Annotated in this window: 27 protein-coding genes and 2 riboswitches; of the genes, 7 read left to right on the top strand and 20 right to left on the bottom strand. The window is 66.2% G+C overall.

What is annotated here, in order from left to right:
- Positions 1-60: 60 nt before the first annotated feature.
- From AC1DGP_RS01250 to coxB, 11 genes are all read right to left on the bottom strand, one after another.
- Positions 61-675 carry a GNAT family N-acetyltransferase gene (locus AC1DGP_RS01250; RefSeq protein ID WP_441488903.1) on the bottom strand — a complete coding sequence of 205 codons (615 nt, stop codon included), beginning with the start codon at positions 673-675 and terminating at the stop codon, positions 61-63.
- 6 nt (positions 676-681) lie between these two features.
- Positions 682-2,025 (bottom strand): M16 family metallopeptidase, encoded by a 1,344-nt coding sequence (locus AC1DGP_RS01255; RefSeq protein ID WP_441488904.1) that lies wholly within the window; start codon positions 2,023-2,025, stop codon positions 682-684.
- Complete coding sequence (thrC, locus tag AC1DGP_RS01260; RefSeq protein ID WP_441488905.1) at positions 2,022-3,437, bottom strand: threonine synthase; 1,416 nt, start codon at positions 3,435-3,437, stop codon at positions 2,022-2,024. The genes AC1DGP_RS01255 and thrC overlap by 4 nt, the downstream gene beginning before the upstream one ends.
- A gap of 91 nt (positions 3,438-3,528) precedes the next feature.
- Complete coding sequence (locus AC1DGP_RS01265) at positions 3,529-4,296, bottom strand: SURF1 family protein (RefSeq protein WP_441488906.1); 768 nt, start codon at positions 4,294-4,296, stop codon at positions 3,529-3,531.
- Complete coding sequence (locus AC1DGP_RS01270; protein ID WP_441488907.1) at positions 4,293-4,667, bottom strand: DUF983 domain-containing protein; 375 nt, start codon at positions 4,665-4,667, stop codon at positions 4,293-4,295. Before AC1DGP_RS01270 ends, AC1DGP_RS01265 begins: the two co-directional genes overlap by 4 nt.
- Positions 4,668-4,733: 66 nt before the next feature.
- Positions 4,734-5,597, bottom strand: coding sequence for a cytochrome c oxidase subunit 3 (locus tag AC1DGP_RS01275; protein ID WP_441488908.1), 864 nt, complete (start codon positions 5,595-5,597; stop codon positions 4,734-4,736).
- A gap of 56 nt (positions 5,598-5,653) precedes the next feature.
- A complete protein-coding gene (locus AC1DGP_RS01280) occupies positions 5,654-6,250 on the bottom strand; it encodes a cytochrome c oxidase assembly protein (RefSeq protein WP_441488909.1) in 597 nt (198 codons plus the stop codon).
- Entirely contained in the window at positions 6,250-6,420 is a 171-nt protein-coding gene (locus AC1DGP_RS01285) for a DUF485 domain-containing protein (protein ID WP_141739979.1), read from the bottom strand. Before AC1DGP_RS01285 ends, AC1DGP_RS01280 begins: the two co-directional genes overlap by 1 nt.
- Complete coding sequence (locus tag AC1DGP_RS01290) at positions 6,417-7,370, bottom strand: heme o synthase (RefSeq protein WP_069877488.1); 954 nt, start codon at positions 7,368-7,370, stop codon at positions 6,417-6,419. The genes AC1DGP_RS01285 and AC1DGP_RS01290 overlap by 4 nt, the downstream gene beginning before the upstream one ends.
- 144 nt (positions 7,371-7,514) lie before the next feature.
- Complete coding sequence (gene ctaD, locus AC1DGP_RS01295; protein WP_441488910.1) at positions 7,515-9,149, bottom strand: cytochrome c oxidase subunit I; 1,635 nt, start codon at positions 9,147-9,149, stop codon at positions 7,515-7,517.
- Between the two features lie 56 nt (positions 9,150-9,205).
- Positions 9,206-10,090 (bottom strand): cytochrome c oxidase subunit II, encoded by an 885-nt coding sequence (coxB, locus tag AC1DGP_RS01300; protein WP_441488911.1) that lies wholly within the window; start codon positions 10,088-10,090, stop codon positions 9,206-9,208.
- Between the two features lie 446 nt (positions 10,091-10,536).
- On the opposite strand from coxB, the gene AC1DGP_RS01305 reads away from it, so the two are divergent.
- The 7 genes from AC1DGP_RS01305 (at position 10,537) to AC1DGP_RS01335 (ending at position 17,980) form a co-directional block, all read left to right on the top strand.
- Positions 10,537-11,049, top strand: coding sequence for an invasion associated locus B family protein (locus AC1DGP_RS01305; protein WP_441488912.1), 513 nt, complete (start codon positions 10,537-10,539; stop codon positions 11,047-11,049).
- The gene (locus tag AC1DGP_RS01310) at positions 11,046-11,657 is read left to right on the top strand and encodes a hypothetical protein (protein ID WP_476824524.1); all 612 of its coding nucleotides are present in this window, start codon (positions 11,046-11,048) and stop codon (positions 11,655-11,657) included. Before AC1DGP_RS01305 ends, AC1DGP_RS01310 begins: the two co-directional genes overlap by 4 nt.
- Positions 11,658-11,751: 94 nt before the next feature.
- Positions 11,752-11,851: riboswitch (glycine riboswitch) on the top strand.
- A 4-nt stretch (positions 11,852-11,855) separates the two neighbouring features.
- Positions 11,856-11,953, top strand: a riboswitch (glycine riboswitch).
- A gap of 57 nt (positions 11,954-12,010) precedes the next feature.
- Positions 12,011-13,168 carry a glycine cleavage system aminomethyltransferase GcvT gene (gcvT, locus tag AC1DGP_RS01315; RefSeq protein ID WP_476831651.1) on the top strand — a complete coding sequence of 386 codons (1,158 nt, stop codon included), beginning with the start codon at positions 12,011-12,013 and terminating at the stop codon, positions 13,166-13,168.
- A gap of 32 nt (positions 13,169-13,200) precedes the next feature.
- Positions 13,201-13,575, top strand: coding sequence for a glycine cleavage system protein GcvH (gene gcvH, locus AC1DGP_RS01320; RefSeq protein ID WP_441488915.1), 375 nt, complete (start codon positions 13,201-13,203; stop codon positions 13,573-13,575).
- An 82-nt stretch (positions 13,576-13,657) separates the two neighbouring features.
- Positions 13,658-14,998 (top strand): aminomethyl-transferring glycine dehydrogenase subunit GcvPA, encoded by a 1,341-nt coding sequence (gene gcvPA, locus AC1DGP_RS01325; protein WP_476831652.1) that lies wholly within the window; start codon positions 13,658-13,660, stop codon positions 14,996-14,998.
- Positions 14,998-16,572, top strand: coding sequence for an aminomethyl-transferring glycine dehydrogenase subunit GcvPB (gcvPB, locus tag AC1DGP_RS01330; protein WP_476831653.1), 1,575 nt, complete (start codon positions 14,998-15,000; stop codon positions 16,570-16,572). Before gcvPA ends, gcvPB begins: the two co-directional genes overlap by 1 nt.
- Before the next feature lie 130 nt (positions 16,573-16,702).
- Positions 16,703-17,980 (top strand): L,D-transpeptidase family protein, encoded by a 1,278-nt coding sequence (locus AC1DGP_RS01335; protein WP_476831654.1) that lies wholly within the window; start codon positions 16,703-16,705, stop codon positions 17,978-17,980.
- 4 nt (positions 17,981-17,984) lie between these two features.
- Here AC1DGP_RS01335 and AC1DGP_RS01340 read toward each other — a convergent pair whose 3' ends face one another.
- From AC1DGP_RS01340 to AC1DGP_RS01380, 9 genes are all read right to left on the bottom strand, one after another.
- On the bottom strand, positions 17,985-18,869 hold the full coding sequence (locus AC1DGP_RS01340) for a dienelactone hydrolase family protein (RefSeq protein WP_476831655.1): 885 nt from the start codon (positions 18,867-18,869) through the stop codon (positions 17,985-17,987).
- 44 nt (positions 18,870-18,913) lie between these two features.
- Positions 18,914-19,390, bottom strand: a complete 477-nt coding sequence (locus AC1DGP_RS01345; protein ID WP_441488920.1) for a F0F1 ATP synthase subunit B family protein — start codon at positions 19,388-19,390, stop codon at positions 18,914-18,916.
- A 12-nt stretch (positions 19,391-19,402) separates the two neighbouring features.
- A complete protein-coding gene (locus AC1DGP_RS01350) occupies positions 19,403-19,987 on the bottom strand; it encodes a F0F1 ATP synthase subunit B family protein (protein WP_084651150.1) in 585 nt (194 codons plus the stop codon).
- An 80-nt stretch (positions 19,988-20,067) separates the two neighbouring features.
- On the bottom strand, positions 20,068-20,295 hold the full coding sequence (locus AC1DGP_RS01355; protein ID WP_043231023.1) for a F0F1 ATP synthase subunit C: 228 nt from the start codon (positions 20,293-20,295) through the stop codon (positions 20,068-20,070).
- Between the two features lie 64 nt (positions 20,296-20,359).
- Positions 20,360-21,118 carry a F0F1 ATP synthase subunit A gene (locus tag AC1DGP_RS01360; RefSeq protein ID WP_069877479.1) on the bottom strand — a complete coding sequence of 253 codons (759 nt, stop codon included), beginning with the start codon at positions 21,116-21,118 and terminating at the stop codon, positions 20,360-20,362.
- A gap of 44 nt (positions 21,119-21,162) precedes the next feature.
- Complete coding sequence (locus AC1DGP_RS01365; protein ID WP_113512844.1) at positions 21,163-21,510, bottom strand: AtpZ/AtpI family protein; 348 nt, start codon at positions 21,508-21,510, stop codon at positions 21,163-21,165.
- 219 nt (positions 21,511-21,729) lie between these two features.
- Positions 21,730-25,185 carry a chromosome segregation protein SMC gene (gene smc / locus AC1DGP_RS01370; RefSeq protein WP_476831656.1) on the bottom strand — a complete coding sequence of 1,152 codons (3,456 nt, stop codon included), beginning with the start codon at positions 25,183-25,185 and terminating at the stop codon, positions 21,730-21,732.
- Positions 25,186-25,227: 42 nt separating this feature from the next.
- Positions 25,228-25,857 (bottom strand): DsbA family protein, encoded by a 630-nt coding sequence (locus AC1DGP_RS01375; RefSeq protein ID WP_441488923.1) that lies wholly within the window; start codon positions 25,855-25,857, stop codon positions 25,228-25,230.
- A 104-nt stretch (positions 25,858-25,961) separates the two neighbouring features.
- The gene (locus tag AC1DGP_RS01380) at positions 25,962-26,444 is read right to left on the bottom strand and encodes a DUF721 domain-containing protein (RefSeq protein ID WP_441488924.1); all 483 of its coding nucleotides are present in this window, start codon (positions 26,442-26,444) and stop codon (positions 25,962-25,964) included.
- Positions 26,445-26,460: the final 16 nt, after the last annotated feature.

Consider the following 26,460-nt stretch of genomic DNA (forward strand, 5'->3'; position numbering starts at 1 on the left):
GGGGACCCAGTCGTACCGACCGGTCGTGGCGAGGGCAAGGCAGAGGCTCGGCCCTGTGGATCATCGCGCGCCGCCCGTCTCCGCGGGGCCGAGCAGCCGGTCCGTCGAAATCATCGCATAGAGCAAGTGGTCCGCCCAGTTTCCGTTGATGCGCAGATAGGCCCGCGCCTCGCCTTCGCAGCGGAAGCCGACGCGCTCCAGCAGCCGGCGAGACGGCTCATTGCCGGGCAAACAGGCAGCTTCGACGCGATGCAGGCCGAGGTCGGAAAAAGCGAAGCGCACCGCGCCGCGCACGGCTTCGGTCATATATCCCTTGCCGGCGTGGCGTTGTCCCATCCAGTAGCCGAGCGTGCAGGCCTGGGCGACGCCACGCCGGATCAGTCCGAGCGTCAATCCCCCCAGCAAGGTTTCGCTGCCGGCATCGAAAATGAACAGGGGATAGGCTTCGTCAGCCGCGATCTCGCGTGCGGCACGCTTGACGCGCAGGCGGAACGAATTCCGCGTCAGGTCATCCTCGTTCCAGACCGGCTCCCAGGGCGTCAGGAATTCCCGGCTCTCCATCCGCAGAACCGCCCAGGCCGCATAGTCGTTCGCCAGTGGCGCCCGCAGAAACAGGTTCGGCGTGCGAACGAGCGGGCGGGCTGGCGGATCGGTCGAGAAGCGGAAGAGAGCCATGGCTGCTCAATCCCCGGAGCGTGCGGCCTGCCGCAGTTGCTCTGCCGGCGGGAGGCCGGACAGCGGACCGACAGCGGCGATCGTTGGCTGGTGCCCGAGCAGAGAGCGTCCGGCGGCGCGAACATCCTCCAGCGTGACAGCATCGAGCCGGTGCGCCAGCTCCTCGCGCGGTATCGCACGTCCGAAGACGAGCACCTGGCGGGCCATCTGTTCAAGCTTGCCACCAGGGCTCTCAAGCGAGGCCAGCAGCCCGACCTTCATCTGGGCCCGGGCGCGTGCAACCTCGACCTCCGTCACATCTTCGGCGGCCTGCCGCAGGCAGCCAAGGGCAACATCGATCAGCTCGCTCGCATCTTCCGGTGCTGTGCCGGCGCTGATTCCAAACACGCCGCAATCGGAGAAGGGCCAGTGGAAGGCGTCGATGGAATAGGCGAGGCCGCGCTGCTCGCGCACCTCCTGGAACAGCCGGGATGACAGCCCTCCGCCGAGCACGGAGGAGAACACCTGGAGCGGGTAATGCGCGCCGTCCCGGAAAGGCTGGCCGGGAAAGCCGAGCACCAGATGGACCTGCTCCTCGTCGCCCTCGATTCGCGCTTCGCCGCCCCGGTAATGACCATCCTCGCGCTCGAAGGCCTCAACGGGTTTGCCTGGGAGGCTGGCGAGCCTGTCACGTGCCAAGGCGACGAGCTCGTCATGGTCGACGGCGCCCGAAGCAGCCAGCACCAGGTTGCCGGCATGGTAGTGGCGCGCCAGATAGGCCCGGATGGCGTCGGGCGTGAAACTGTTGACCGTCTTCGCTGTTCCCAGGATCGGGCGGCCGAGGGGCTGGTCCGGAAAGGCCGCCTGCAGGAAGCGGTCATAGACGAGATCGTCGGGCGTATCCTGAACCGCGCCGATCTCCTGCAGGATGACACCCTTCTCGCGGGCGAGTTCCTCGGGCGCAAGCGCTGGCGACGTCAGGATATCGGCCAGGATGTCCACGGCGAGTGCGAGGTCGGATCCCAGGACTCGGGCCGTGTAGCAGGTGTACTCGACACTGGTCGCGGCGTTGAGATCCCCGCCAACGCTTTCGATCTCCTCGGCGATCTCACGGGCGCTGCGCCGCGCCGTGCCCTTGAAGGCCATGTGCTCGAGCAGATGCGCCAGTCCGTGTTCGTTCGGAAGCTCGTCGCGCGCGCCGGCCCCGATCCAGATGCCGAGCGAGACGGTGGACGCATGGTCCATGCGCTGCGAGACGATGCGCAGGCCGGAGGGCAGGGTCGTCAGGTCGACCTCAGGGTCATGCGCCCCCGACGAGCGTGGCGCAGGCGTGGCCAGTTCGGCGATCTCGGCCGGCCCCGTCGCGATCATGCCGCCGCTCCCCGCACTGTCCGGGCGTTCTGCCGGATGAAGGCCTCGATGCGTCCCTGGTCGTTCGGCAGCAGGGTGAAGCGCTCCTTGCGCTCCATCAGATCGCCGAGATGGGCCGGCAGGGCGGGCGTGACACCGCTCGCCGCCGCAACGGCTGCGGGGAACTTGGCGGGATGGGCTGTGCCGAGCACGATCATCGGCGTGGCAGGATCTGCCCTCAGGCCCCGGCGCGCGGCTGCAACCCCGATCGCGCTATGGGGGTCGAGCAGATAGCCGGCCTCGCGCCACGTGCGGCCGATCTCGTCGGCGACCTCGGCCTCGTCGACCGCGCCGGCGTCGAACTCGGAGCGGATGCGGGCCAGCGGCTCCGGCGCGATCTCGAACCGGCCGGATTGCTGCAAGGACTGCATCAGCCGGCGCACGGCGGCACCGTCGCGGTCATGCGCCTCGAACAGCAGGCGTTCGAAATTCGAGGAGATCTGGATGTCCATCGAAGGGGAGGTCGTGGCGGCGACGCCCCGCATCTCATAGGCGCCGCTCTCGAGCGTGCGCGGGAGGATGTCGTTGCTGTTCGTGCCGATCACCAGGCGCTCGATCGGCAGACCCATGCGCTTGGCGACCCAACCGGCGAGCACATCGCCGAAATTGCCGGTCGGCACCGCGAAGGAGACCTTGCGCCGGGGCGAGCCGAGGGCGACAGCCGAGGTGAAGTAGTAGACCACCTGCGCCGCGATGCGGGCCCAGTTGATCGAATTCACGCCGGAGAGGCGCAGTTCGTCGCGAAAGCTGTGGTGATTGAACATCGCCTTGGCGAGGTTCTGGCAATCGTCGAATGTGCCCTCGACCGCGATGGCGTGGACATTGGGTGAGTCCACCGTGGTCATCTGCCGCCGCTGCACGTCCGAGACGCGCCCCTGCGGATAGAGGATGAACATGTCGACCCGCTCAAGCCCCTTGAAGGCGTCGATGGCAGCACCGCCTGTGTCGCCGGAGGTTGCGCCGACAATGGTGGCGCGCTCGCCGCGCTGCACCAGCACATGGTCCATCAGCCGCCCAAGCAACTGCATTGCCACATCCTTGAATGCCAGAGTCGGGCCGTGGAACAGCTCGAGCACGAAGAGATTGTCGCCGAGCTGCGTCAGCGGACAGGTGGCCGGATGCCGGAAGGTGGCATAGGCCTCGCGGATCATGGCGCGCAGCGCCGCCGTCTCGATATCTCCGTCGGCCAGCGCGCCGATGATGCGCTCGGCAACTTCGGCATAGGGTTTGCCGGCGAAGCCCGCGATGTCCTGGGCTTCAATTCTGGGCCAGGCCTTCGGGACATAAAGGCCGCCATCGCGGGCGAGCCCGGCGAGCAGGGCGTCGGAAAAGGCGAGGGAGGGCGCTTCCCCCCGGGTGGAGACATGCAGCACGGTGTCGCTCTCTGTGGTCGTGCTGCTGCTATAGGCCGGGAGCGCAGCGAGGGCAAAGGTTGCGCGCCCGCGGCAGGGCCGCGGGGCGAGGTCAGTCGTGTTTCTGTCGCCGGGCCTGCCAGGCGAAGGCGATGAAGACACCGATCAGGGTCAGGGCCAGCCCGAACCAGGTCAGTGCGTATTGCAGGTGGTTGTCGGGAATACGGCCGATCAACTCCTTGACATCGACGCCGGCCGGCGGCGTCAGCCCGTCTCCCTGACGCTCGAGCTCGAGATAGAACGGCGCGGCCGCCAGGCCGAGGGAGGACGCAATGGCGGCCGGATCGCGTGTGAAGAACTCGCGATTGGCCGGGAGGTCGGCCGGGGTGAAGCTGTTGCGTGCTTCGGGCGTGCGCAGGAAGCCTGTCACGGTTGCCGGTCCGGAGGCCGGCTTGATCTCGCCCAGGCGCGCTTCCGGCACGAAGCCGCGATTGATCAGGATGACGCCGCCGGCATCGAGCCGGAACCCCTGGAAGATCCAGCGGCCGAAGCCGGAGAGCTGGCGCGTTCCCGGTCCGCCCGATGCGATCGTGGTGCGCACGCCGGCAAAGGGGCCGTCGACGTAACGCCCGGATGCCGCGACCCGCGTCAGGTCGAGCTTCGCAGGGTCGAGCGTGCTCCATTGCTGCTCGGGCGGGAGGGGCGCCGGAGGGCTCGCTGCCTGCGCTTGCAGGCGCTCGATGAAGCTGTGCTTCTCGCCCATCCGCAACAGCTGCCAGCTCCCCAGCGTGCAGAGCACCAAAGTCCCGCAGATGGTCAGGATCGCGGGCAGGAGAAGGCTCGGACGCCGTGTGCTGTCTGGCATTGTCTGCGCGCTCACTTTTCTCGCCTGCCTTCCTCGGCCTTGTGGGCGTATTGCAGCGCGACCGCGAGCCCCTTCATCGGCCGCAGAAGGGCGAGGCAGACGGTGACGGCCAGCGGCAGCCAGATCGAGAGATGCACCCAGATCGGCGGCTCATAGGCGATCTCGACCGACAGCGCCGCGCCAAGAACCGCGAAGCCTGCGATCAGCATGATGAACACGGCAGGGCCGTCAGCCGAGTCGGCGAAGGCGAAATCCAGCCCGCACGCGGCACAACGAGGGCGCAGCTTCAGAAACCCGTCGAAGAGCTTGCCTTCGCCGCAGCGCGGGCAACGGCCGGAAAGGCCGGTCGCATAGGGTGAGGGGCTGATATGCTCGTACTCTGCCATCATGGTTTCCCGGAAAAAACAAAGGCGGCCTCGCGGCCGCCTTCGGGATTGTCTTGAGGCGGCCGCTCAGTGCGCCGCGGCCGATCCGGCGCCGGACGCCCAGACATAGATCGCGGCGAACAGGAACAGCCACACCACGTCGACGAAGTGCCAGTACCAGGCCGCGAACTCGAAGCCGAGATGCTGGGCTGGTTTGAAGTGGCCGAGATAGACTCGGTACAGGCAGATCGCCAGGAAGATCGTGCCGATGAGCACATGGAAGCCGTGGAAGCCGGTCGCCATGAAGAAGGTCGCGCCATAGATATGGCCGCTGAAGGCGAAGGTGGCGTGGGCGTACTCGTAGGCCTGCACGATCGAGAACAGGCCGCCGAGGAACACGGTCAGCCAGAGCGCCTGCTTCAGACCCTTGCGGTCGTTCTGCAGCAGCGCGTAATGCGCCCAGGTCACCGTCGTGCCCGAGGTCAGCAGGATCAGCGTGTTCAGCAGCGGCAGGTGCCAGGGATCGAAGGTCTGGATGCCCTTGGGAGGCCAGACGCCGCCGGTGAAGTCGTGGCGGGCGTACTGGATCGTTTCGCCGCTGAAGAGGCTGGCGTCGAAGAAGGCCCAGAACCAGGCGACGAAGAACATCACCTCGGAGGCGATGAACATCAGCATGCCGTAGCGATGGTGAAGCTGGACGACGCGGGTGTGGTGGCCCTCGTGCTCAGCCTCGCGCACCACGTCCATCCACCATGCGAGCATGGTGTAGAGAACACCGAGCAGGCCGACGCCGAAGACCAGGGGGCCGAGATGCATGCCGGCGACGGTCATCGCCTTCATCCACATGACCGCGCCGATGGCCATGATCGTCGCGCTGCTCGCGCCGACGAGCGGCCACGGGCTCGGGTCGACGAGATGGTAATCGTGGTTCTTGGTATGGGCCCCGGCCATCTTACTTTGTCTCCGCGTCCGACTCTGCTGCGCAGCGCTTGGTGCTGTCGCAGTTCTTATAGTTTCGACTTGCCCGCGTCACCTTTGCCATCCGCGACCGGCTGGCCGGCCTTGGACGGGAAATAGGTGTAGGACAGCGTCAATGATTTGACCCCGTTAAGATCGCGGTTCTGCTCGATCTCGGGGTCGACATAGAACACGACCGGCGCTTCCAGCGTCTCGCCCGGCTGCAGCGTATGCTCGGTGAAGCAGAAGCATTGCAGCTTGACGAAATAGGCGGCCCCCTGCGTCGGCGTGACGTTGAAGGTCGCGATGCCGGTGGAGACCCGGTCCGTCGTGTTGGTGATCTTGTAGAACACCGTCTGCGTCTCGCCGACGCGGAAGGTGATCTCGGAGCTTTCCGGCTCGAAGCGCCAGCCCAGGGCCGGCGAGACATTGGCGTCGAAACGCACAGCCATCTTGCGGTCCAGGATGCGCCCGGCGGCCGCGGTCCCGACCATCGGCGTGCCGCCGAAGCCGGTGACCTTGCAGAACAGGTCGTAGAGCGGCACGGCTGCGAAGGCGAGGCCGGTCATGCCGACAGCGACGCCGGCGCAGATCAGCGCCGTCCGGCGCATTCTCGCATGCTGACGGTTCGATGGCGTCGCGGTCATCACAGCGGCCTGTTCATGATGGCCGGACCGGTCTTCACCAGCGTCACCACGAAGAAGAAAATGACCAGGCCTGCAAGGACCAGCGCCAGCGCGACCGAGCGGCGCCTGCGGCGTGCCATGTCCTCCGGAGAGAAGGCCGGCGGGATCTCGCGTTTCGGAGCTTCGCTCATCCTAGCACCTTGGGCAGGGCCCACATCAGGCCGAGGCTGTTCTCTGCCAGCAGCACGGCGAAGAGCAGGAAGAGGTAGAGGATCGAGAAGCCGAACAGCGCATAGGCGGCCTTGTGGGCGGCTTCACCCTCAGTCACGCGCAACACGCGGAAGGCCAGCGCGATCATGGCAAGTCCTGTCACCACGGAGACGACGAGATAGGCCAATCCGCCGAACCCCATCAGGGCAGGCAGTACCGCGACCGGCGCCATGACCAGCGAGTAGGCCACGATCTGCCGGCGCGTCGCGGCGGGGCCGGCGACATTCGGCAGCATCGGGATGCCGGCGCGGGCATAGTCGCCGGACTTGACCAGCGCCAGCGCCCAGAAATGGGGAGGCGTCCAGAGGAAAATGATCGCGAAGAGCACGATCGAGTGCAGGCCGAAATCGCCGGTCACGACCGCCTCGCCGATCATCGGGGGGAAGGCTCCGGCCGCTCCGCCGATGACGATGTTCTGCGGCGTCGAGCGCTTCAGCCACATCGAATAGACGACGGCATAGAAGAAGATGGTGAAGGCGAGCATCGCCGCCGAGAGCAGATTGGCGACGAGGCCGAGCACGATCACCGAGCCGACAGACAAGGTCAGCCCGAAGGCGAGCGCCTCGGATGGCAGGATCCGCCCGGCCGGAATCGGACGCTTGGCGGTCCGCACCATCAGCGCGTCGATATCGGCGTCGTACCACATGTTCAGGCAGCCGGACGCACCGGCGCCGACCGCGATCGCGAGCAGCGAGGCGAATCCGATCACCGGGTGGATCGTGCCGGGGGCCGTCGCCATGCCGCCCAGTGCGGTGACGACGACCAGGAACATCACCCGCGGCTTCAGGAGCGCGAAGAAATCGCGCGCCTCGCCGGTGGAGCTCTTCGCGCCATCGGTGCGGGAATCGAACCTGTCGAACGCAGCGGACATTGGTCTTGTCGTTTCACTCTTTACGACGGCCGCCAGCGGCCGTGGGGAATGAGAGGGAGCGGTCTTGCCGCCCATCTCCGGAACGCCGCAGGTGGCGCTCGGGGGAGGGGCGGCGGCGGGCCGGGGAGCCCGCCGCCAGATGGATCAGTGGTCCGAGCCGACGATGCGCGGCAGGGTCTCGAACTGGTGGAACGGCGGAGGCGAGGACAGGGTCCATTCCAGCGTCGTTGCACCTTCGCCCCACGGATTGTCCCCGGCGAGCTGCTTCTTCGAGAAGGCGACGATGACGCCGTAGAAGAAGATGAGCAGGCCGGCAGCGAAGATGTAGGAGCCGATCGACGACCAGAAATGCCAGCCGGCGAAGGCATCGGGATAGTCCGCATAATGACGCGGCATGCCGGCAAGGCCAAGGAAATGCTGCGGGAAGAACAGCAGGTTGGCGCCGAAGAAGGCGACCCAGAAGTGCAGCCTGCCGATCCAGTCCGGCATCACATAGCCCGACATCTTCGGGAACCAGTAGTAGAAGCCGGCGAAGATGCCGAACACGGCGCCGAGCGACAGCACGTAGTGGAAGTGGGCCACGACGTAATAGGTCGCATGCAGCGAGCGGTCGACGCCGGCATTGGCCAGCACCACGCCGGTCACGCCGCCGACGGTGAACAGGAAGATGAAGCCGATCGCCCAGAGCATCGGCGCGGTGAAGCGCAGGCTGCCGCCCCACATCGTCGCGATCCAGGAGAAGATCTTGATGCCGGTCGGCACCGCGATCACCATCGTGGCGAAGACGAAGTAGCGCTGCGTGTTGAGCGAGAGACCGGCGGTGTACATGTGGTGCGCCCACACGATGAAGCCGACGACGCCGATCGCCACCATCGCATAAGCCATGCCGAGATAGCCGAAGATCGGCTTCTTCGAGAAGGTCGAGATGATGTGGCTGACGATGCCGAAAGCCGGCAGGATCATGATGTACACTTCGGGGTGACCGAAGAACCAGAACAGGTGCTGGTAGAGCACCGGATCGCCGCCACCGGCCGGGTCATAGAAGGTGGTGCCGAAATTGCGGTCCGTCAGCAGCATGGTGATGGCGCCGGCGAGCACGGGCAGCGACAGCAGCAGCAGGAAGGCGGTGACCAGAACGCCCCAGGCGAACAGCGGCATCTTGTGCATGGTCATGCCAGGCGCGCGCATGTTCAGGATGGTGGTGATGAAGTTGATCGCGCCGAGGATCGAGGCAGCGCCCGCGAGGTGAAGCGCGAGAATGCCGAAATCGACCGAAGGACCTGGGTGGCCTGCCGACGAGAAAGGCGGATAGATCGTCCAGCCCGTGCCGACGCCATGGGCGCCAGGCGCGCCTTCGACGAACATCGAGATGACCAGCAGCACGAAGCCGGCGACGGTCAGCCAGAACGAGATGTTGTTCATGCGCGGGAAGGCCATGTCGGGCGCGCCGATCATCAACGGCACGAACCAGTTGCCGAAGCCGCCGATCACGGCGGGCATGACCATGAAGAAGATCATGATCAGGCCGTGGCCGGTGACGAAGACGTTGTAGCTCTGGCCGTTGGCGAAGATCTGCAGGCCGGGCTGCTGCAGCTCGATGCGCATCATGATCGAGAGGAAGCCGCCGACCAGACCAGCCATGATCGAGAAGGTCAGGTAGAGCGTCCCGATGTCCTTGTGATTGGTCGAGAGCAGCCAGCGCCGCCACCCGGTCGGGTGGGCGTGGGCGTCATCATGTCCGTGTGCGTGGGCGTGGGCGCCCGGAGCCGCAGTTGCCATGGATTCGTCTCCTCGTGCGAAATCTGTTCGCGTGAGTTCAGTCAGATCTGGTTCGTTCACTCGGCCGCGGCGGCGACCTTGCCGGCGGCGTCGCCGGCGCTGGCGAATTTCTTCTTCGATTCGGCAAGCCAGGCCGCATAGCGCTCGGCGCTCACGACGCGGAACGCGATCGGCATATAGGCGTGGTTCTGCCCGCAGATGAACGAGCACTGGCCATAATAGATGCCTTCGCGATCGGCGCGGAACCAGGTCTCGTTGAGACGGCCGGGGATGGCGTCGATCTTGATGCCGAAGGACGGCACGGTGAACTTGTGGATGACGTCGGCCGCGGTGACCTGGACGCGCACGACCTTGCCGACCGGCACGACCGCCTCGTTGTCGACAGCGAGCAGGCGCGGAGCCTCGGCTGCGGCGATCTTGTTGCTGGCGATCGCTTCGGCGCGCTGCTTTTCGTCGAGCATCAGCGAATCGAAGCCGAAGGCGCCGCCGTCCTGCGGATATTCGTAGGACCAGTACCACTGCTTGCCGGTGACCTTAACGGTCAGGTCCGACTGCGGAATCTCGAGCTGGAGCTTGAGCAGGCGGAAGGAGGGAATGGCGATGACGACGAGAATCAGGACCGGGATGACCGTCCAGGCCACTTCCAGCAGCGCATTATGCGTCGTCTTGGAGGGGACGGGGTTCTTCCTCTCGTTGAAGCGCCACGCGACATAGATCAGCAGCCCCAGCACGAAAATCGAGATCGTGAAGATGATCACGTTAAGCCAGTCATGGAACCAGTGAATGTATTCCGAGACTTCGGTGGCGGCGCCCTGCAGATTCATCTGCCAGGGCGAAGGCATGCCGGTGCCGGCCAGCGCACTTTCAGGAAGAAGCGTCGTCGCGCCCGCGGCGAGGGCCGCTGCGGCCACTGTTGCAATGGTCCTGCTCAGAAATCGCATCGGTCCGACATAGCTCCTGTGATCCCGTCGCGGCCCGCTGTCCTTGTCTATGCGGCCCACGCGCAACGAGGCCGGCTGATCGGCCCGCCTCGTTCTTCGGCATTGCGATAAATCAAAGATCACGCTTGCGCCAGAGGGGCAATGCAGGCCTTCCACGCAGCCCGTGCGGCATAATCACGCGAGGTCTCGGCCTCAAGAAGTGCTTCCGTTGTGGCTCTGTCCTTGACAGGGCGGGGTCTGCATGGTCCCAACGCAGGCACATTCGGAGCGTGATTGTTTTGTGTGGAAGCCCTTCTGGCATCCCTCAAAACATGGATCGCCCTCTCGAATATGATTAGAGACGGATGGCGGTTTTGTCGGAATCGGACGAACGATTCCTGCAAGGGCGATCCGGCTTCAGGGGGCGATGTCCGGCTATTCGTGCCGGTTTGAAGGGAATGACGGGGATGGGCAAGTTCATCGGACCTGTCTTCGCGGCTGCGCTGGCGGCCGTGGGCGTATGTCTGGGTTCGAGCAGCGTGGCTTTCGCCCAGGGCGCTGTGAAGTCGACGCATGGCGATTGGCAGTTGCGCTGCGAGGTGCCGCCTGGCGCCAAGGCCGAGCAATGCGCGCTCGTGCAGAATGTCGCGGCCGAGGATCGGCCGAATTTGACGCTGCTGGTCATCGTGCTGAAGACGGCCGACCAGAAGAGCCGGCTTCTGCGTGTCGTGGCGCCCCTCGGTGTGCTGCTGCCGTCGGGGCTCGGTCTCAAGATCGACGACAAGGACATCGGCCGCGCTGGCTTCGTTCGTTGCCTGACCACGGGCTGCGTTGCCGAGGTGGTGATGGACGATACGCTTCTCGGCCAGCTCAAGGCCGGAAAAAGCGCCACATTCATCGTATTTCAGACGCCGGAGGAGGGCGTGGGTATCCCCGTCTCGCTTTCCGGATTCGGGCCTGGCGTGGAGACCTTGCCGTGAATGACGTGATGCCTCGCCGGCTGACTATGCTGGCTGCTTCTGTGCTGTGCCTTGGCCTTGCCGGCTGCGGTTCGCGCTCGCCCGCGGGCGAGCAGAGCGGCATGCAGACGCTGAGCAATATCGTGATGTTCCAGTCGACCAAGCCGCCTCCGCCGGTGGAGAAGCCGCTGGTTGATCAGGAGGCGGACTTCGTCTGCCCGAGCGTGACCATTGCCGATGGTGGCGCTGCCATTCGCGCCCAGTCCGGCCCCGATAGCGGTAGCCTGCGGCACCAGATTTCGATCCTGAACGTGGCGCGCGAGTGCACGCCGACGGGCGGTGGCGGCTTCAGGCTGAAGGTGGGTGCCGAAGGCCGTGTGTTGGCTGGTCCGGCCGGTGGCCCCGGCAGCTATTATGCGTCGATGAGCACGGAGGTCCTGCGCGGGACGACCGTCGTTGCACGCCGTGCGGCGCGTGTCGGCGGCACGATCCCCTCCGGCCAGGGCGGAACCGATTTCACCCATGTCGAGGACGGGATCGTCGTCCCGCCGGGCAAGGGCGACGTCGAGATCATCGTCGGCCTCAACACCGCTGGTGCTGCGGCGCCGGCTCGCGCGCGGCGCCGGTAGCCTTGCCGCCGCGAATGGCGCCGGCGTTTGCCGTGAACTGAGGCAAGGCGCCGATTGACTCGAAGGCGGCGTCTTGTATCTGTGCTGACGCCGCATCATCCCCGCGGGAGAGACCGGGTCCGGACTTGTCCAGGCCCGGCGCCGAAGGCGCAACCGCCCCGGAAACGCTCAGGCAAACGGACCGCGTGGGAATTGGCGCTCTGGAAAGCGGCGGATGCAACTCCGCCCACCGACGGGTGTAACCTGTCCGGCTGATCCTGCCGGTTCGGGGAAATCTCTCAGGTCCCAAGACAGAGGGGGCGCGCTCCGGACATTCCGTCCGGGGCTTGCGCTCGATTCTGGAAGGGGCCGCCATGGCTGCCGAAGCCGTTGAAGCTGATGCCGCAGGCGCCGAGGCGCTGCTCAAGACCCCGCTTCATTCCCGTCATGTCATGCTCGGTGCCCGCATGGTGCCGTTTGCCGGTTATGACATGCCGGTGCAGTACCCGATGGGTATTCTCACCGAGCATAACTGGACGCGCGAGAAGGCCGGGCTCTTCGACGTCTCGCATATGGGGCAGGCCTTTCTGCTCGGGCCCGATCACGAGACCACCGCGCGCGCGCTCGAGGCTTTGGTCCCCGCCGACATCGTCAACCTCGCTCCCGGCAAGCAGCGTTATTCGCAGCTCCTCGATGAGAATGGCGGCATCCTCGACGATCTGATGGTCACGCGCTCCAGCGAGCCCGACGAGGACGGTGCTCTCCTCCTCATCGTCAATGCGGCCTGCAAGACGGCCGACTACGCCCATATCGAGGCGCGCCTGCCGGCCAATGTGAAGCTCGTCCGCGCGGAACATCGCGGGTTGATCGCGCTGCAAGGGCCTGCTGCCGCTGAAGCGCTCGCCGCGCTGGCGCCCGAGGCCGCCGAGATGGGCTTCATGAGTGCGCGCAGCATGAAGGTGGCAGGCGTCAAGGCCAATCTCAGCCGCTCCGGCTATACCGGAGAGGACGGCTACGAGATTTCCGCTGCAGCAAACAGGATCGGCGAGATCTGGGACGCGCTCCTGCTCGATCCGCGCGTCAAGCCGATCGGACTCGGCGCCCGCGATTCGCTGCGGCTCGAGGCTGGTCTCTGCCTCTACGGGCACGACATCGACACCACGACCTCGCCGGTCGAGGCCGGACTGAACTGGTCGATCCAGAAGCGCCGGCGCGAGGAAGGCGGCTTCCCGGGAGCGGCCCGCATCCAGCGCGAATTCGCGGAAGGCGTTTCGCGCGTCCGCATCGGGCTCCTGCCCGAGGGCCGCGCTCCTGCCCGCGAAGGCGCCGACATTGCGACGCCGGAAGGCGAGATCGTCGGCAAGGTCACATCCGGCGGCTTCGGCCCCACGCTCAACGCGCCCTGCGCGATGGGGTATGTCGCAAAGGCCCACTCGGCTCCCGGCACGCGCCTCGGCCTGATCGTGCGCGGCAAGCCGTTGGCGGCGACCGTCGCGCCGATGCCCTTCGTGCCCAACCGCTACAAGCGCTGATTCCCGACCCTATCCTGATCTGGAGGACCATTATGGCCGAGACCCGTTACACCAAGGACCACGAATATATCCGCATCGAGGGTGACACCGGCACCATCGGCATCACCGACTACGCCCAGGGCCAGCTCGGCGATGTCGTCTTCGTCGAGCTGCCTTCCGTCGGCAAGGCGGTCGCCAAGGGCGGCGAGGCTGCTGTGGTGGAGAGCGTCAAGGCCGCGTCCGAAGTCTATGCCCCGGTCTCGGGCGAGATTGTGGCCGTCAACAGCGAACTCGAGGCTGCGCCTGGCGCGGTCAATGAGGACCCGGCCGGCAAGGGCTGGTTCGTCAAGCTGAAGCTGACCAATCCTGCCGAGCTCGAGGGCCTGCTCAGCGAGGCCGAGTACCAGGACTACGTGAAGACGCTGTGAGCAGCGATTCATTGCCCATGACCTGAATGTCCGGTGCCGGGCGCGCGCAGCGCCCGGACCTGGAATGATCAAGGAAACCCCGATGCGCTATTTGCCCCTCACCGACACCGACCGCGAGGACATGCTCGCGCGCATCGGCGTTCCCGATATCGACGCCCTGTTCAGCGACGTGCCCACCGGCAAGCTGCTGAAGGCTCCGCTCGACCTGCCGCGCGCCAAGGGTGAACTCGAGGTCGAGCGCATCATGGGCAGGATGGCGGCCAGGAATGTCGCAGCCTCCGCGGCTCCGTTCTTCGTGGGGGCAGGCGCCTACAAACACCATGTTCCGGCGACCGTCGATCACCTGATCCAGCGCTCGGAATTCCTGACCAGCTACACGCCCTATCAGCCCGAGATTGCGCAGGGCACGCTGCAATACCTCTTCGAATTCCAGACCCAGATCGCCGCGCTGACCGGTATGGAGGTCGCCAACGCCTCGATGTACGATGGCTCGACCGCGACCGGCGAGGCCGTGCTGATGGCTCACCGCGTCACCAAGCGCCGCAAGGCGGTCCTGTCGGGGGGGCTGCATCCCCACTACACCGATGTGGTGAAGACCCTGTCCGGCATGGCGAGCGACGAGGTCGTGGCGCTGGCGCCCGATGTCGTCGCTAACGAGGACATCCTCGCGCAGATCGACGATCAAACATCTTGCGTCGTCGTCCAGTCTCCGGACGTCTTCGGCAATCTCCGCGACCTGAAGCCGATCGCCGACAAGGCCCATGCCCATGGTGCGCTTCTGATCGCCGTCTTCACCGAGGTCGTGTCGCTCGGCGCAGTCACGCCTCCAGGCGCGATGGACGCTGATATCGTCGTCGGAGAAGGCCAGTCGATCGGCAATGCGCTGAACTTCGGTGGCCCCTATGTCGGTCTCTTCGCCGCCAAGACGAAATATCTGCGCCAGATGCCGGGCAGGCTCTGCGGCGAGACCGTCGATGCCGACGGACGTCGCGGCTTCGTGCTGACGCTCTCGACCCGCGAGCAGCACATCCGGCGCGACAAGGCGACGTCGAACATCTGCACCAATTCCGGCCTCTGCGTGCTGGCCTTCACCATTCACATGACCCTGCTCGGCGAGGCCGGGCTCTCGCGTCTGGCCGAGCTCAATCACGCCAATGCCGTGAAGCTGGCCGACATGCTGGCCGGCGTGAAGGGGGTGAAGCTGCTCAACGACAGCTTCTTCAACGAGTTCACGCTGAAGCTGTCGAAGCCGGCGGCCGAGGTCGTCGAGGCGTTGGCCGAGAGGGGCGTGCTTGGCGGCGTGCCGGCCTCGCGCCTGCTGCCGGGAGCCGGGCTCGACGATCTGCTGATCGTCGCCAATACCGAGATCAACACGGATGAGGATCGGGCGGCCTTCGTGGCGGCGCTCGCGGAGGTGCTGTGATGCTGAACCGTCAGGGACGTCCCACCCAGGCTGCTTCCTCCGTGGATCACGGCCGCGAGACCTTCACCGGCAATCGCGCGCTGCAGCAGATCGAACCGCTGATCTTCGAGATCGGCCATCATGAGACGACCGGCGTCGATATCGAGAAGCCGGTGCCGTTCAAGAGCCGCCTCGGCAAGCATGCGCGCAAGGACGGCATCGGCCTGCCCGGTCTTTCCGAGCCGGAGACGATGCGCCACTACGTGCGCCTGAGCCAGAAGAACTACGGCATCGACACCGGGCTCTTCCCGCTCGGGTCCTGCACGATGAAGCACAATGCCCGCCTCAACGAAAAGATGGCGCGGCTGCCGGGCTTCTCGGACGTTCATCCGCTGCAGCCGGTCTCGACCGTGCCGGGCGCGCTCGAGCTGATGCTGGAGCTCGCGCGGTACCTGATGACGCTGACCGGCATGCCGGCCGTGGCGCTGTCGCCCAAGGCCGGTGCCCATGGCGAGGCCTGCGGCATGATGGCGATCAAGGCCGCCATTGCCGCCAAGGGTGAGGGCGAGACCCGCAAGGTCGTGCTCGTGCCGGAATCGGCGCACGGCACCAACCCGGCGACCGCGGCGCTGATCGGCTTCGAGGTCCGGTCCGTCCCGGCGCGCCCGGACGGCACGGTGGCGGTCGAGGACGTAAAGGCCCTGCTCGGGCCGGACATTGCCGCGATCATGCTGACCAACCCCAATACCTGCGGCATCTTCGAGCCGCAGATCGTCGAAATCGCCGCTGCGCTGCATGCGGCCGGCGCGTATTTCTATTGTGACGGCGCGAACTTCAACGCCATCGTCGGCAAGGCGAAGCCGGGTGACCTCGGCGTCGACGCCATGCATATCAACCTGCACAAGACCTTCTCGACGCCGCATGGCGGCGGCGGCCCAGGCGCCGGTCCGGTCGTGCTGTCGAGCAGGCTGGCTCCCTATGCGCCGGTGCCTTTCATCCATGTCGAGGGTGGTGCGGCGCGGCTCGTGGAGCACGCCGACGACGCGCCGGCGGGCAATGATCCCTTCGGCCGCATGACCGCCTTCCACGGCCAGATGGGCATGTATGTGCGTGCGCTCGCCTATATGCTGAGCCATGGCGCCGACGGCATGAAGCAGGCTTCCGAGGATGCGGTGCTGAGCGCCAACTACATCCGCGCCGGCCTGTCCGACCTGATGTCGCTGCCTTTCCCCGACCACCCCTCGATGCACGAGGCGCTGTTCGACGATGAGTGGCTGAAGGGCACCGGCGTCACCACGCTCGACTTTGCCAAGGCGATGATCGACGAGGGGTATCACCCGATGACCGTGTATTTCCCGCTCGTCGTCCATGGCGCGATGCTGATCGAGCCGACCGAGTCGGAATCGAAGGCCTCGCTCGACCTCTTCATTGCGACGCTGCGCGATCTGGCCATGGCCGCGAAGGGCAATGACAAGGCCCGCTTCACCGCGGCGCCGCACCATGCCCCGATCCGCCGTCTCGACGAGACGCGCGCTGCCCGGCAGCCGATCCTGAAATGGGTGAAGCCGGAGCCGATTGCAGCTGCGGCTGAGTAAGGATGCTTGATCGATAGGGCAGCGATCGGACGCTGCCCTATCGTCATCTCTCTTCGCGGTCTTAAGCATTCCTTGACCATGTGCGAGGATGATTTCCTCGGTGCGTGTTTTCGCACCTTGGGAACAGTCGATGTACCGCTCTTTTGTCCGGAGCTCCGCAGTTGCCGTTGCCGCGCTCGTTCTGACGGTCGGCATCGCGCGTGCACAGGAGCCGAGCTACGGCCCCAACACCTATGACCGCACGCTTGAGGCGCTGATCACCCATGAGGAGATCGCGTCGCGTGGTGGCTGGCCCAGGCTCGCCGGCAGTGTCTCCGCCCTGAAGCCGGATTCGCAGGGGCCTGATGTCGTCGCACTGAAGCAGCGCCTGATGTTGAGCGGAGATCTGCCGCCGACGGCCTTGCCCGGCGACATCTATGACGCTGCGACGATCGCAGCCGTGAAGCGCTTCCAGGTTCGTCACGGCCTGTCCGATCTCGGAACGGTCGGCCGCCTGACGCTCAAGGCGCTGAACGTTCCCGTTGAAGTCCGGCTGAACCAGCTGACCGCGACCCTGGAGCGGCTGAAGAGCAACGGCTTCGTCTTTGCCGAGCGCTATGTCGTCGTGAACATCCCCGGCGCCAGCGTCGAGGCGGTCGAGAACGGCGTGGTCCAGCGCAAGCATCTCGCGGTTGTCGGTCGCCCCGATCGACCCTCGCCGGTGCTCCAGGCCAATATCACCTCGGTGAACCTCAACCCCTACTGGACCGTGCCGACCTCGATCGTGAAGGCCGACATCATCCCCAAGATGCGCAAGGAGCCCGACTTCATCGTGAAGTCGAACATGCGCCTTCTCGGAGCAGAAAATCGGGAGATCGATCCGGCGACCGTGAACTGGGCAGGCCTGACCTCGCCGTATTTCACCGTTCGGCAGGATTTTGGACCGCTCAACGCGCTTGGCCAGCTCAAGATCGACATGCCGAATACCGAGGCGGTCTACATGCACGACACGCCGAAGAAGACGCTGTTCCGTTCGGATGTTCGCTTCAACTCTTCCGGCTGTGCGCGCATCGAAGGGGTGCGCGACCTCGCCGCCTGGTTGCTCGAAGGCACCGAGTGGACCGAGCCGGCGATCGTGGCCGAGATCGCCAAGGGCGAGCGCAAGGACATCCGGCTGAAGAAGGCGGTGCCCGTGGCCTGGGTCTATCTGACCGGCTGGCAGGGCGCCGATGGGCTGGTCCAGTTCCGCGAGGACATCTATGGGCTGGACACGCCGCAGGGCATCGTCACATCGACGATCCAGGCGCGCAAACCCAAGCCGAAAGTACAGCCCGCCAAGCTCGAGGCGCGTCCGGCACCGGCTGCTCCGAGCCCGGTTGCAGCCCCTGCCAGGGCCGCGACTGTGAAGGCGGTCACCGCCGTCAACTGAGGCGTCAGGGCGCCCGGAGGATCGCCATCACGTCGCTGATGGCTTGGGCGCGCGCCGCGACATCCGTCCCGATCGTCACCTTGCCGTCCGGGCGCTGCGAATAGGCCGCGCGGCGCTCCCGGAGCGGCAGGTCCGGATGGTCGAAATCGTGATAGGCGCCGGCGAAGCCCACGAAGCGCGCTCCGCCTTGCCGTGCCAGCGCCTCGCAGGGCGCCGCTGGTGTCCAGTCATCTGCCAGTCCCTGAAGGATCGTCGTCGGCACCCGAGCGCGCCAGCCGCGTTTCAGCAGGACCCTGCAGCCAGGATAGAAGGCGATGATCGCCCGAAACCCTCCGGGGCCCGCGGCCGCGCGATCGGCGGCGACATGGAGCGCTGTCGAGCCGCCATTCGACCAGCCGATCAGATGTATCCCGGCGGGTTTGGCGAAGGGCTGACGGGCGAGCCAGTCGGCGGCGCCGAGGGCATCGCTGGCGCGATCCGCCGGCCGCAGCGCACGTTCGCGATCATTGCAGAGCGCGACGATCCCGCGGGGGCGAAAACTGTCGGGCAGGAGCACGAGGAAGCCAGCAGCGACCAGCCTGGCACTCCAGTCGCGCTCACGTGCGCTAAGCCCTCCAGAGGCCCGCCAGAGGCCGCTGCAGCCATGCAGGGCAACCACGGCGGGGAAGGGGCCTGTTCCAGCGGGCTTGGCGATCCAGCCGGTCAGGACGGTGCCGTCGCGTGACGAGAACGAGACCTGCTCCATCGCGCGGACCGGCATGGCGCAGGCGAGCACAGCGATCGTGGCCAGTGCCAGGCGAGCGATCAGGATGGGGCCTCCATCTCGGTGGGGTTCGACGCGCTCGGCCGAATCCGACTGGCGCAGGATGTGAAAACGACAACGCCGCAAACCCGGAGGTTCGCGGCGTGGCATTTCCTTGCGGAACTGATCGCTCAGTTCAGCTTGGATTTGATTTCCTTCAGACCGGTCGCGAACAGGCTTTCGGCAGCCTTGCCGCCCATCTGGCTGCGCAGGATGCCTTCGGCGGCCAGCGTAGCGGCCTCGGCGGCGGCAGCGCGGACTTCCGCGGCAGCCTCCATCTCGGCTTGCGCGATCTTGTCCTCGGCGGACTTGGTCCGGCGGGTGACGAAATCGGCGAGCTTCTCCTCAGCCTCGGTGGCAAGGCGGATCGCCTCGTCCTTGGCTGCGGCGACGATCGCCTCGGCTTCACCTTCGGCAGCCTTGCGCTTCGCCTCGTATTCGGCAAGCAGCTTGGCAGCCTCCTGACGCAGCCGGCGGGCTTCGGAAAGCTCGCGGGCAATCTTCTCGCCGCGCGAATCGAGCGCGCTCAGAAGCGACTTGTGGACGCCAAAATACCCCAGAATGCCGAGGAAGATGACGAGGGCAACCGCAACCCAGACGGTATCCATGGTTCGGTCTCCTCAGGCGCTCAGGACGGACTTGACCGCGGCAGCGGTCTCGGCGTCGGTGGGGCTCTGACCCGTCAGCTTGCCGACGATCTCGGCGGCAGCGCCGGCAGCGATCGTCTCGACATGCTTCATCGCGGCGGTCTTGCGATCCGCGATTGTCTTCTCGGCGGCTGCGAGTTTGGCGCCGAGCTCCGCTTCGGTCGCGTGACGCTTGGCATCGGTCTCGCGAGCGCTGGCGGTGCGAGCCTCCTGAGCGATGGCCTGGGCGTTGCGCCGGCTTTCGGCGAGCGCCTGCTCATGGTCCTTGGCGACGGCCTCGACCTTGGCGTGGATCTCGGTTGCCTGGTCGAGATCGCGAGCGATCGTCGTGCTGCGTTCGGCAAGAACCTCGCCGACACGCGGCAGGGCGATCCGCGACATGAGCCAATAGAGCGCACCGAAGCTGATCGCGAGCCAGAAGATCTGACTGGCGAAGAAGGTCGGGTCGAAGGGGGGGAAAGCGCCCTTCGCGAACGCCGTGTCGGCCGAAACCGCCATAACGCTGGCGGCGGCTGATACGACCCCGATGCGCTGTGCGCGGGAAGCGCGAACCTGCATGGAACGCCTCTGAAGGTTGCGTCAACGAATGACGGCTCCGCGGCGCATGATAACGCCTGCGGAGCCGCAGTGAATGCTCGTCAGACGACGAAGAGCAGAACGAGCGCGACGACGAACGCGAAGATGCCGAGACCTTCCGCGAGCGCCGCGCCGATGAAGGCGCGCGGGAACTGACCGTCGGCAGCCGACGGGTTGCGCAGGGCGCCGGACAGGAAGTTGCCGAAGATGGTGCCGACGCCGATAGCGGCGAGGCCCATGCCGAGGCTGGCGAGACCAGCGCCGATATACTTAGCTGCGACGGGATCCATAGTCTTTCTCCGATGTAAAACAGTTGAGAGTGGTGGAAGGGTGAAGTCTCGCGAGCTCGCCCGGTCAGTGTCCCGGATGGAGAGCGTCGTTGAGATAGACGCAGGTCAATATCGTGAAGACATAGGCCTGCAGAAAAGCGACGAGGAACTCAAGCGCGGTCAGCGCGACGGCCAGGAACAGCGGCAGCGGCGCCAGTGTGGCGTAGATGCCGGCGCCGGTCAGGGCGACGACGAAGCCGCCGAAGACCTTGAGCGCGATGTGCCCGGCCAGCATGTTGCCGAACAGGCGCAGGCTGAGCGAGATCGGCCGGGACATGAAGGAGACGGCTTCGATCAGGACCATGAAGGGCAGCAGCCAGCCCGGCACGCCTGACGGCACGAACAGGCCGAAGAAATGGCTGCCATGCTTCATGATTCCGTAGACCAGCACGACGGTGATCACGAGGAAGGCGAAGGCCGCCGTCACGATGATCTGGCTGGTGACGGTGAACGAACCCGGGACCATGCCGAGCATGTTCGCGGTCAGCACGAACATGAAGAGCGAGAACACGAAGGGGAAGAAGCGCATCCCGTCCCGACCCATCACGCCTGTGATGGTGGACGCGACGAACTCGTAGAGCATCTCGGCGAGCGACTGCAGGCGGCCTGGAACCGTCGCCCGCTGGCTGGAGCCATAGATCATGATGGCGGAGATCACCGCGACGGCCACCACCATGAACAGCGAAGCATTGGTGAAGGACAGATCGAGGCCGAACGGCCGCAGGCCCAGGATCGGCTTGATCTCGAATTGGTGGATCGGATCGATTCCGCCGCCAGCCGCCATAAGTCACCCCTAAATTGCCCCGGTTCGGGGCACTGCAAACACATTCAACGTTCCGGTTCGCCGCCCTTCGGTGAGGAAGGGCGCGTTCCGAGCCGATAGGCCGAGCGCAGGCCGGCGATGGTTCCGATCACCAGGAAGGCGATCAGCAGGAACGGCGACGTTCCCAACCACCGGTCGCCGAAATACCCGATCAGGGCACCAGCGATAACGCCGCCAGCCATATCCGTGGCTGCGCGAAAACCTGATGACATCGCGCCAGCAAGCGCTTTGTCGGGACCCGCCTTCTCTGAATCCGCCTTTTCGGCGGCTTCAGCACGCCCGAGGGCGGCCTTCAGCGAGTCCAGTCTTTCCCGCAACTTCGGATCGGAGCCGTTCGGGTCGGATTCAGACATCAGCAACTCCCTGCCGACCGTGTCATGGCCACGACCGCGTCCGAAATTGCCACGAACCTGTCCGGACCCGCAGGCCGAGCCGTTGTCAGCGCGTTTCCTTTATTGTTCGCTCCGGCGACTGTCAAGGCATGGGGATTGGTGTTAAGTTATTGAAATTATTTGATATTAGTGCTTTGTGCGGCATTCTTGCCGCATTGCGAACCCGAATGTGGCTTTTTTTCAGACGGCTTCGCGGATTTGTTCCGCTGTTGCGAGGTCGACCGAGACCAGTTGGCTGACCCCTCGCTCGGCCATGGTTACGCCGAACAACCGTTCCATGCGCGCCATGGTAATGGGGTTGTGGGTGATCAAAATGAAGCGCGTCTCGGTATTTCGGGCCATATCGTCGAGCAGATCGCAGTAGCGCTCGACATTGGCGTCATCGAGCGGCGCGTCGACCTCGTCGAGCACGCAGATCGGCGAGGGGTTGGTCAGGAACACGGCGAAGATCAGGGCGGTCGCGGTCAGGGCCTGCTCGCCGCCGGAGAGCAGGGTCATCACCTGCGGCTTTTTGCCCGGGGGGCGCGCGAAGATTTCCAGCCCCGCCTCGAGAGGATCCTCCGAGTCGACCAGCCGGAGCTCGGCCGTGCCACCGCCGAACAGGATGCCGAACAGACGCTGGAAGTGTTCGTGCACCACCTCGAACGCGGCCAGCAGCCGCTCGCGGCCTTCGCGGTTCAGCGCGCCGATGGCCTGGCGCAGGCGCCGGATCGCCTCGCTCAGGTCGTCGCGCTCCCCTGTCAGGCCCGCGCGCTTGGTCTGGATTTCGACGAGCTCGTCCTCGGCACGCAGGTTCACAGCGCCCAGACGTTCGCGTTCGGCCCTCAGGCCTGCGAGGCGACCTTCGATTTCGGCGGGATTCGGCAGCGCTTCGCCCGGCTTGATCAGAGTCAGTTCCTGGAGCCCGGCGAGCCCTGTCTCGAGCCCGTCCTCGATCTGCCGCTCCACATCGACCAGGCGCTGTCGGGCTGCCTCCAGGCGCGCCTCGGCGGAGGCGCGGACCTCGCGTGCACCAGAGAGGGTTTCCAGTGCCGTTCTGGCCAGCCGATCGGCCTCAGCCTGGGCGGTCTCCGCCGTGGCCAGGCGGTCAGCCGCCTCGCGGCGTGCCGTCTCGGCCGCCTCGATCTCGCCGACCAGGCGCCTGCGCTCGACCAGGAAGGTGTCCGGTGCGTCGAGCAGCGCCTTGCGCTCGATCTCCGCAGTCGCGATGCGCCGCTTCGTCTCGTCAGCGGTCTGGGCGCTCGCCCTGGCTCGTTCCTGCCAGGCCCGGATATCGACGAAGATCGTGGCGCGGCGTCGCTCGCGAAGCTCCGCCTCTCGCGCCAGGGTCTGGACGCGGGCACGCGCATCCGAAGCGGCTGCGCGCTGTTCACTGAGGCCGGCGCGCGCCTTCAGGAGGACGCTTTCGAGCTCGGTCGCCGGCGCCAGCGCGGCCAGCGCCTCTTCGGCTGCAGAAGCCTGGGTCGTCGCTTCCGAGATCGCCTGGCCCAGGCGGGCGACGGCCTCATCGAGAGCCGAGCGGCGCGCGGCTGTCTCGCCGGCCTTGCGCTMGGCGCTTGCGAGCCGCTCTCGGACCTGATCCAGATCGCGCCGGGCGAGCCGCACGGCTTCGACGGCGACCATTTCAGCCTGCGCGGAGGCGCGAACTGTCTGGCTGGCCGTATCGAGGCCCTGCCGCGCAAGCTCTGCGGCTTTGCGCGCGGCCTCCGCCTCACGTTCGAGGTCGCCAAGGCGATTCTTTTCGGCGAGGCGGCGGGCAGCAGGGGATGGAGCCTCCGCCGCGCTGGTGAAGCCGTCCCAGCGCCAGATGTCGCCTTCGCGCGAGACCAGACGCTGGCCGGGCTGCAACGAGGCGCGAAGCCTCGCGCCCTCTTCGCGCGGCACGATGCCGACCTGGGCCAGGCGCCGCGCCAGGGCTTGCGGCCCGCGCACATGCCGGGCCAGCGCCTCGGCGCCATCGGGAAGGGCAGGGTCCCCCGCAGCATTGCCCATGTCGCGCCAATGAGCCGGGGCAGCAGTGTCGGAGGCGGCGTCGAGATCGTCGCCAAGGGCTGCACCAAGTGCGGTCTCGAACCCTTTCGTCACGCTGATCGCTTCGAGGATCGCCGGCCAGCGATCGCCTGCCGCCGGTGCCAGAAGTTTCTGCAGCGTGCGGATTTCCGTGTCGAGGCGCTGGGCTGCGCGATCTGCCTCGGCCAGCGGCGCGCGCAGCCGGGTCTCTTCTTCTCGGGCTGCACCCAGAACAGCTCTTGCGCTGGCTGCCGCCGAATCCATCTCCAGCATGGTCTCCTCGGCCTGAGCGCGCGCGCCCGTCAGTCTGTCGAGTTGAGCCGCGGCATCATCTGCGTCGAGCGCGGCGAGGTCGCGACGCAACCTGTCCTGCTCCGCGACATTCCTGGCCTCGCGGGTTCGGGCGTCACGGAGCGTCCGCTCCATGGCGTCGCGGCGGGCCGCGAATTCCGACAATCTGGCCTGTGCCGTGGCATGCTCGCCCTCTGCCTGAAGCAGGATCGCTTCAGCTTCGGCCAGCGAGGCTCCTGCAACCTCTCCCACGGTCGTGGCCGCGCTGGCTTCGCCGGCAAGCGTCCCATCCTCTCCAGTCAGCCGCGCGAGACTTTCGGCGGCATCGTCGGCGACGCGGTCCTGGCGCGTGAGATCGCTCTGCAACTCGGTCAGGCGCTTGCCAAGCTCTTCTGCGCGTAGCTTGGCGCGTCTGTTTGCCGCCTCGAGCTCATCGAGGCCGCGCTTCAGCCTGACAAGGGCGGCGGCTACGGCGGCCTCGGCCTCGCGTAGCGCCGGCAGCGCATGCGCCGCCACGGCCTGATGGCGTGCCGCTTCGGCCTGGATGCCTGTCTGCTCGGCAACGCCGCGGACCGCCGCTTCCAGGGCCCGCTCGGCAGCGGCCGCATGTTCGCGCGCGTCGCGATGGGCGATCAGGGCGAGCGTCGCCTCGGCGCGGCGGATGTCGGCGGCAAGGCTGCGATAGCGCCCGGCCTGCCGCGCCTGCCGCTGCAAGGCGTCGACCTGCGTGCCGATCTCGCCAAGCACGTCCTCCAGCCGCGTCAGATTTTCTTCCGCCCCCCTGAGTCGGAGTTCGGCCTCGTGTCGGCGGCTGTACAGGCCCGCGATGCCGGCGGCGTCTTCAAGGATGCGGCGACGCGATTGCGGCTTKGCGGCGATCAGTTCGCTGATCTGCCCCTGCCGCACCAGGGCCGGCGAGCGGGCTCCGGTCGCCGCATCGGCAAAGAGCAGTTGCACGTCGCGGGCGCGCACCTCTTTGCCATTGACGCGATAGGTCGAGCCTTCCTCGCGCTCGATCCGGCGGGTCACTTCGAGGACATCGGTATCGTTGAAGGCCGCGGGAGCCTTGCGGTCGCTATTGTCGAGGGTGAGCGCAACTTCGGCCATGTTGCGGCCGGGACGTTCGGAGGATCCGGCGAAGATGACGTCGTCCATGCCGGACGCGCGCATGTTCTTGAACGAACTCTCGCCCATCACCCAGCGCAGGGCTTCGACGAGATTGGACTTGCCGCAGCCATTGGGGCCGACGATTCCCGTCAGGCCTGGCTCGATCAGGAACTCGGACGGCTCGACGAAGGTCTTGAAGCCGGTCAGCTTGAGGCGCGTCAGATGCATCGACGCGCCTCATCGTCCAGGGTGGCAGGATGGCGCGTGGGCTTAGCCGGCCAGCAGCGGCTCGAGGATCTTGTCGAATTCCGCGATCGAAAGCGCACCTGCACGCTTTTGCCCGTTGATGAAGAAGGTCGGCGTCGAGTCGACGCCAGCCTTGGCCCCGCGATCCTTCACTTGCGTGACGGCGTCATAGATATCCTGCCGTTTCAAGCAGGCTTCAAAAGATTCCTGTGTGAAACCGGCCTGCTTCACCATCGCGGCCAGCGCATCAACCGGCTTCTCGGTGAAAGCCCAGTTGCGCTGCTGATCGAACAGCAGATCCGACATCGGGTAGTATTTGTCGTTGCCGTTGCAGCGCGCCAGCATGAAGCCCGCCGTCGCCAGCGGATCGAGCGGGAATTCGCGTAGCGTGAAGCGCGCCTTGCCGGTGTCGATATATTTCGCCTTCAGCGCCGGCCAGGTATCACGGTGGAAGCTCGCGCAATGGCTGCAGGTCAGCGAGGCGTATTCGATGATGGTGACCTTGGCGTCGGGCTTGCCGAGCCAGACATCGCCCAGCGGGCCGGCGACAGCGAGGTCGGCGGTCGCGGATTGCGCCCGGGCCGGAGCGGAACCCAGCATCGCGGCGGCTGCGATCCCGGCCGCGCCGGTCAGAAGCTGTCGCCTGTTCGTCATCGTGCAATATCCTAAGGGGCCAAATCGGTGTCGGGACCATAGTGGCCAACACGAATGTGGCAAGATCGGTTCGCGGGGAATGACGGCTTCCTCACGAAGCCGTGTCATCTCGTGGTGGCGGATTTCTGAGCGACGCCCAGGCCGAGCCGTTCCAGCGCGGCCCGCAGTCCCGGGTCTTCGATATGGGCGACCTGCTGCGCGATCCGCCCAACGAGGGCCGGATCGGGCGGCGGAGGCACCGGCTTCTGCTGCGGGGCCTCGACCGGTCCCTGTTTCAGCACGAGCTTGCCGACGGCACGCCAGCCGAGATGAGTGTTGACCCGCTCCAGGACCACGGGCCCGAGTTGTTGCATGTCGAGCGCGAAGGCGCCCTCGACGCGCACGACGAGCGTTGCCGGTTCCGATGTCTCGCCGGGCGCCGGGCGTCGGCGCGGCCAGTCGATCTTAAGCGGCCGCGATCGTGCTGCCAGCCGCTCGCCGACAATCTCCGGCCAGAGTGAGACGATGGCGCGCCCGGCGAAACCCTGGGCGGCGAGCGCCGGCGCAAGGCAGTCATCGATCAGGTCGGCGAGGGGTTTGGCAGCCATGCTCTATTCTGGGGCC

This window comes from Allobosea sp. 05T433 (assembly GCF_056396065.1).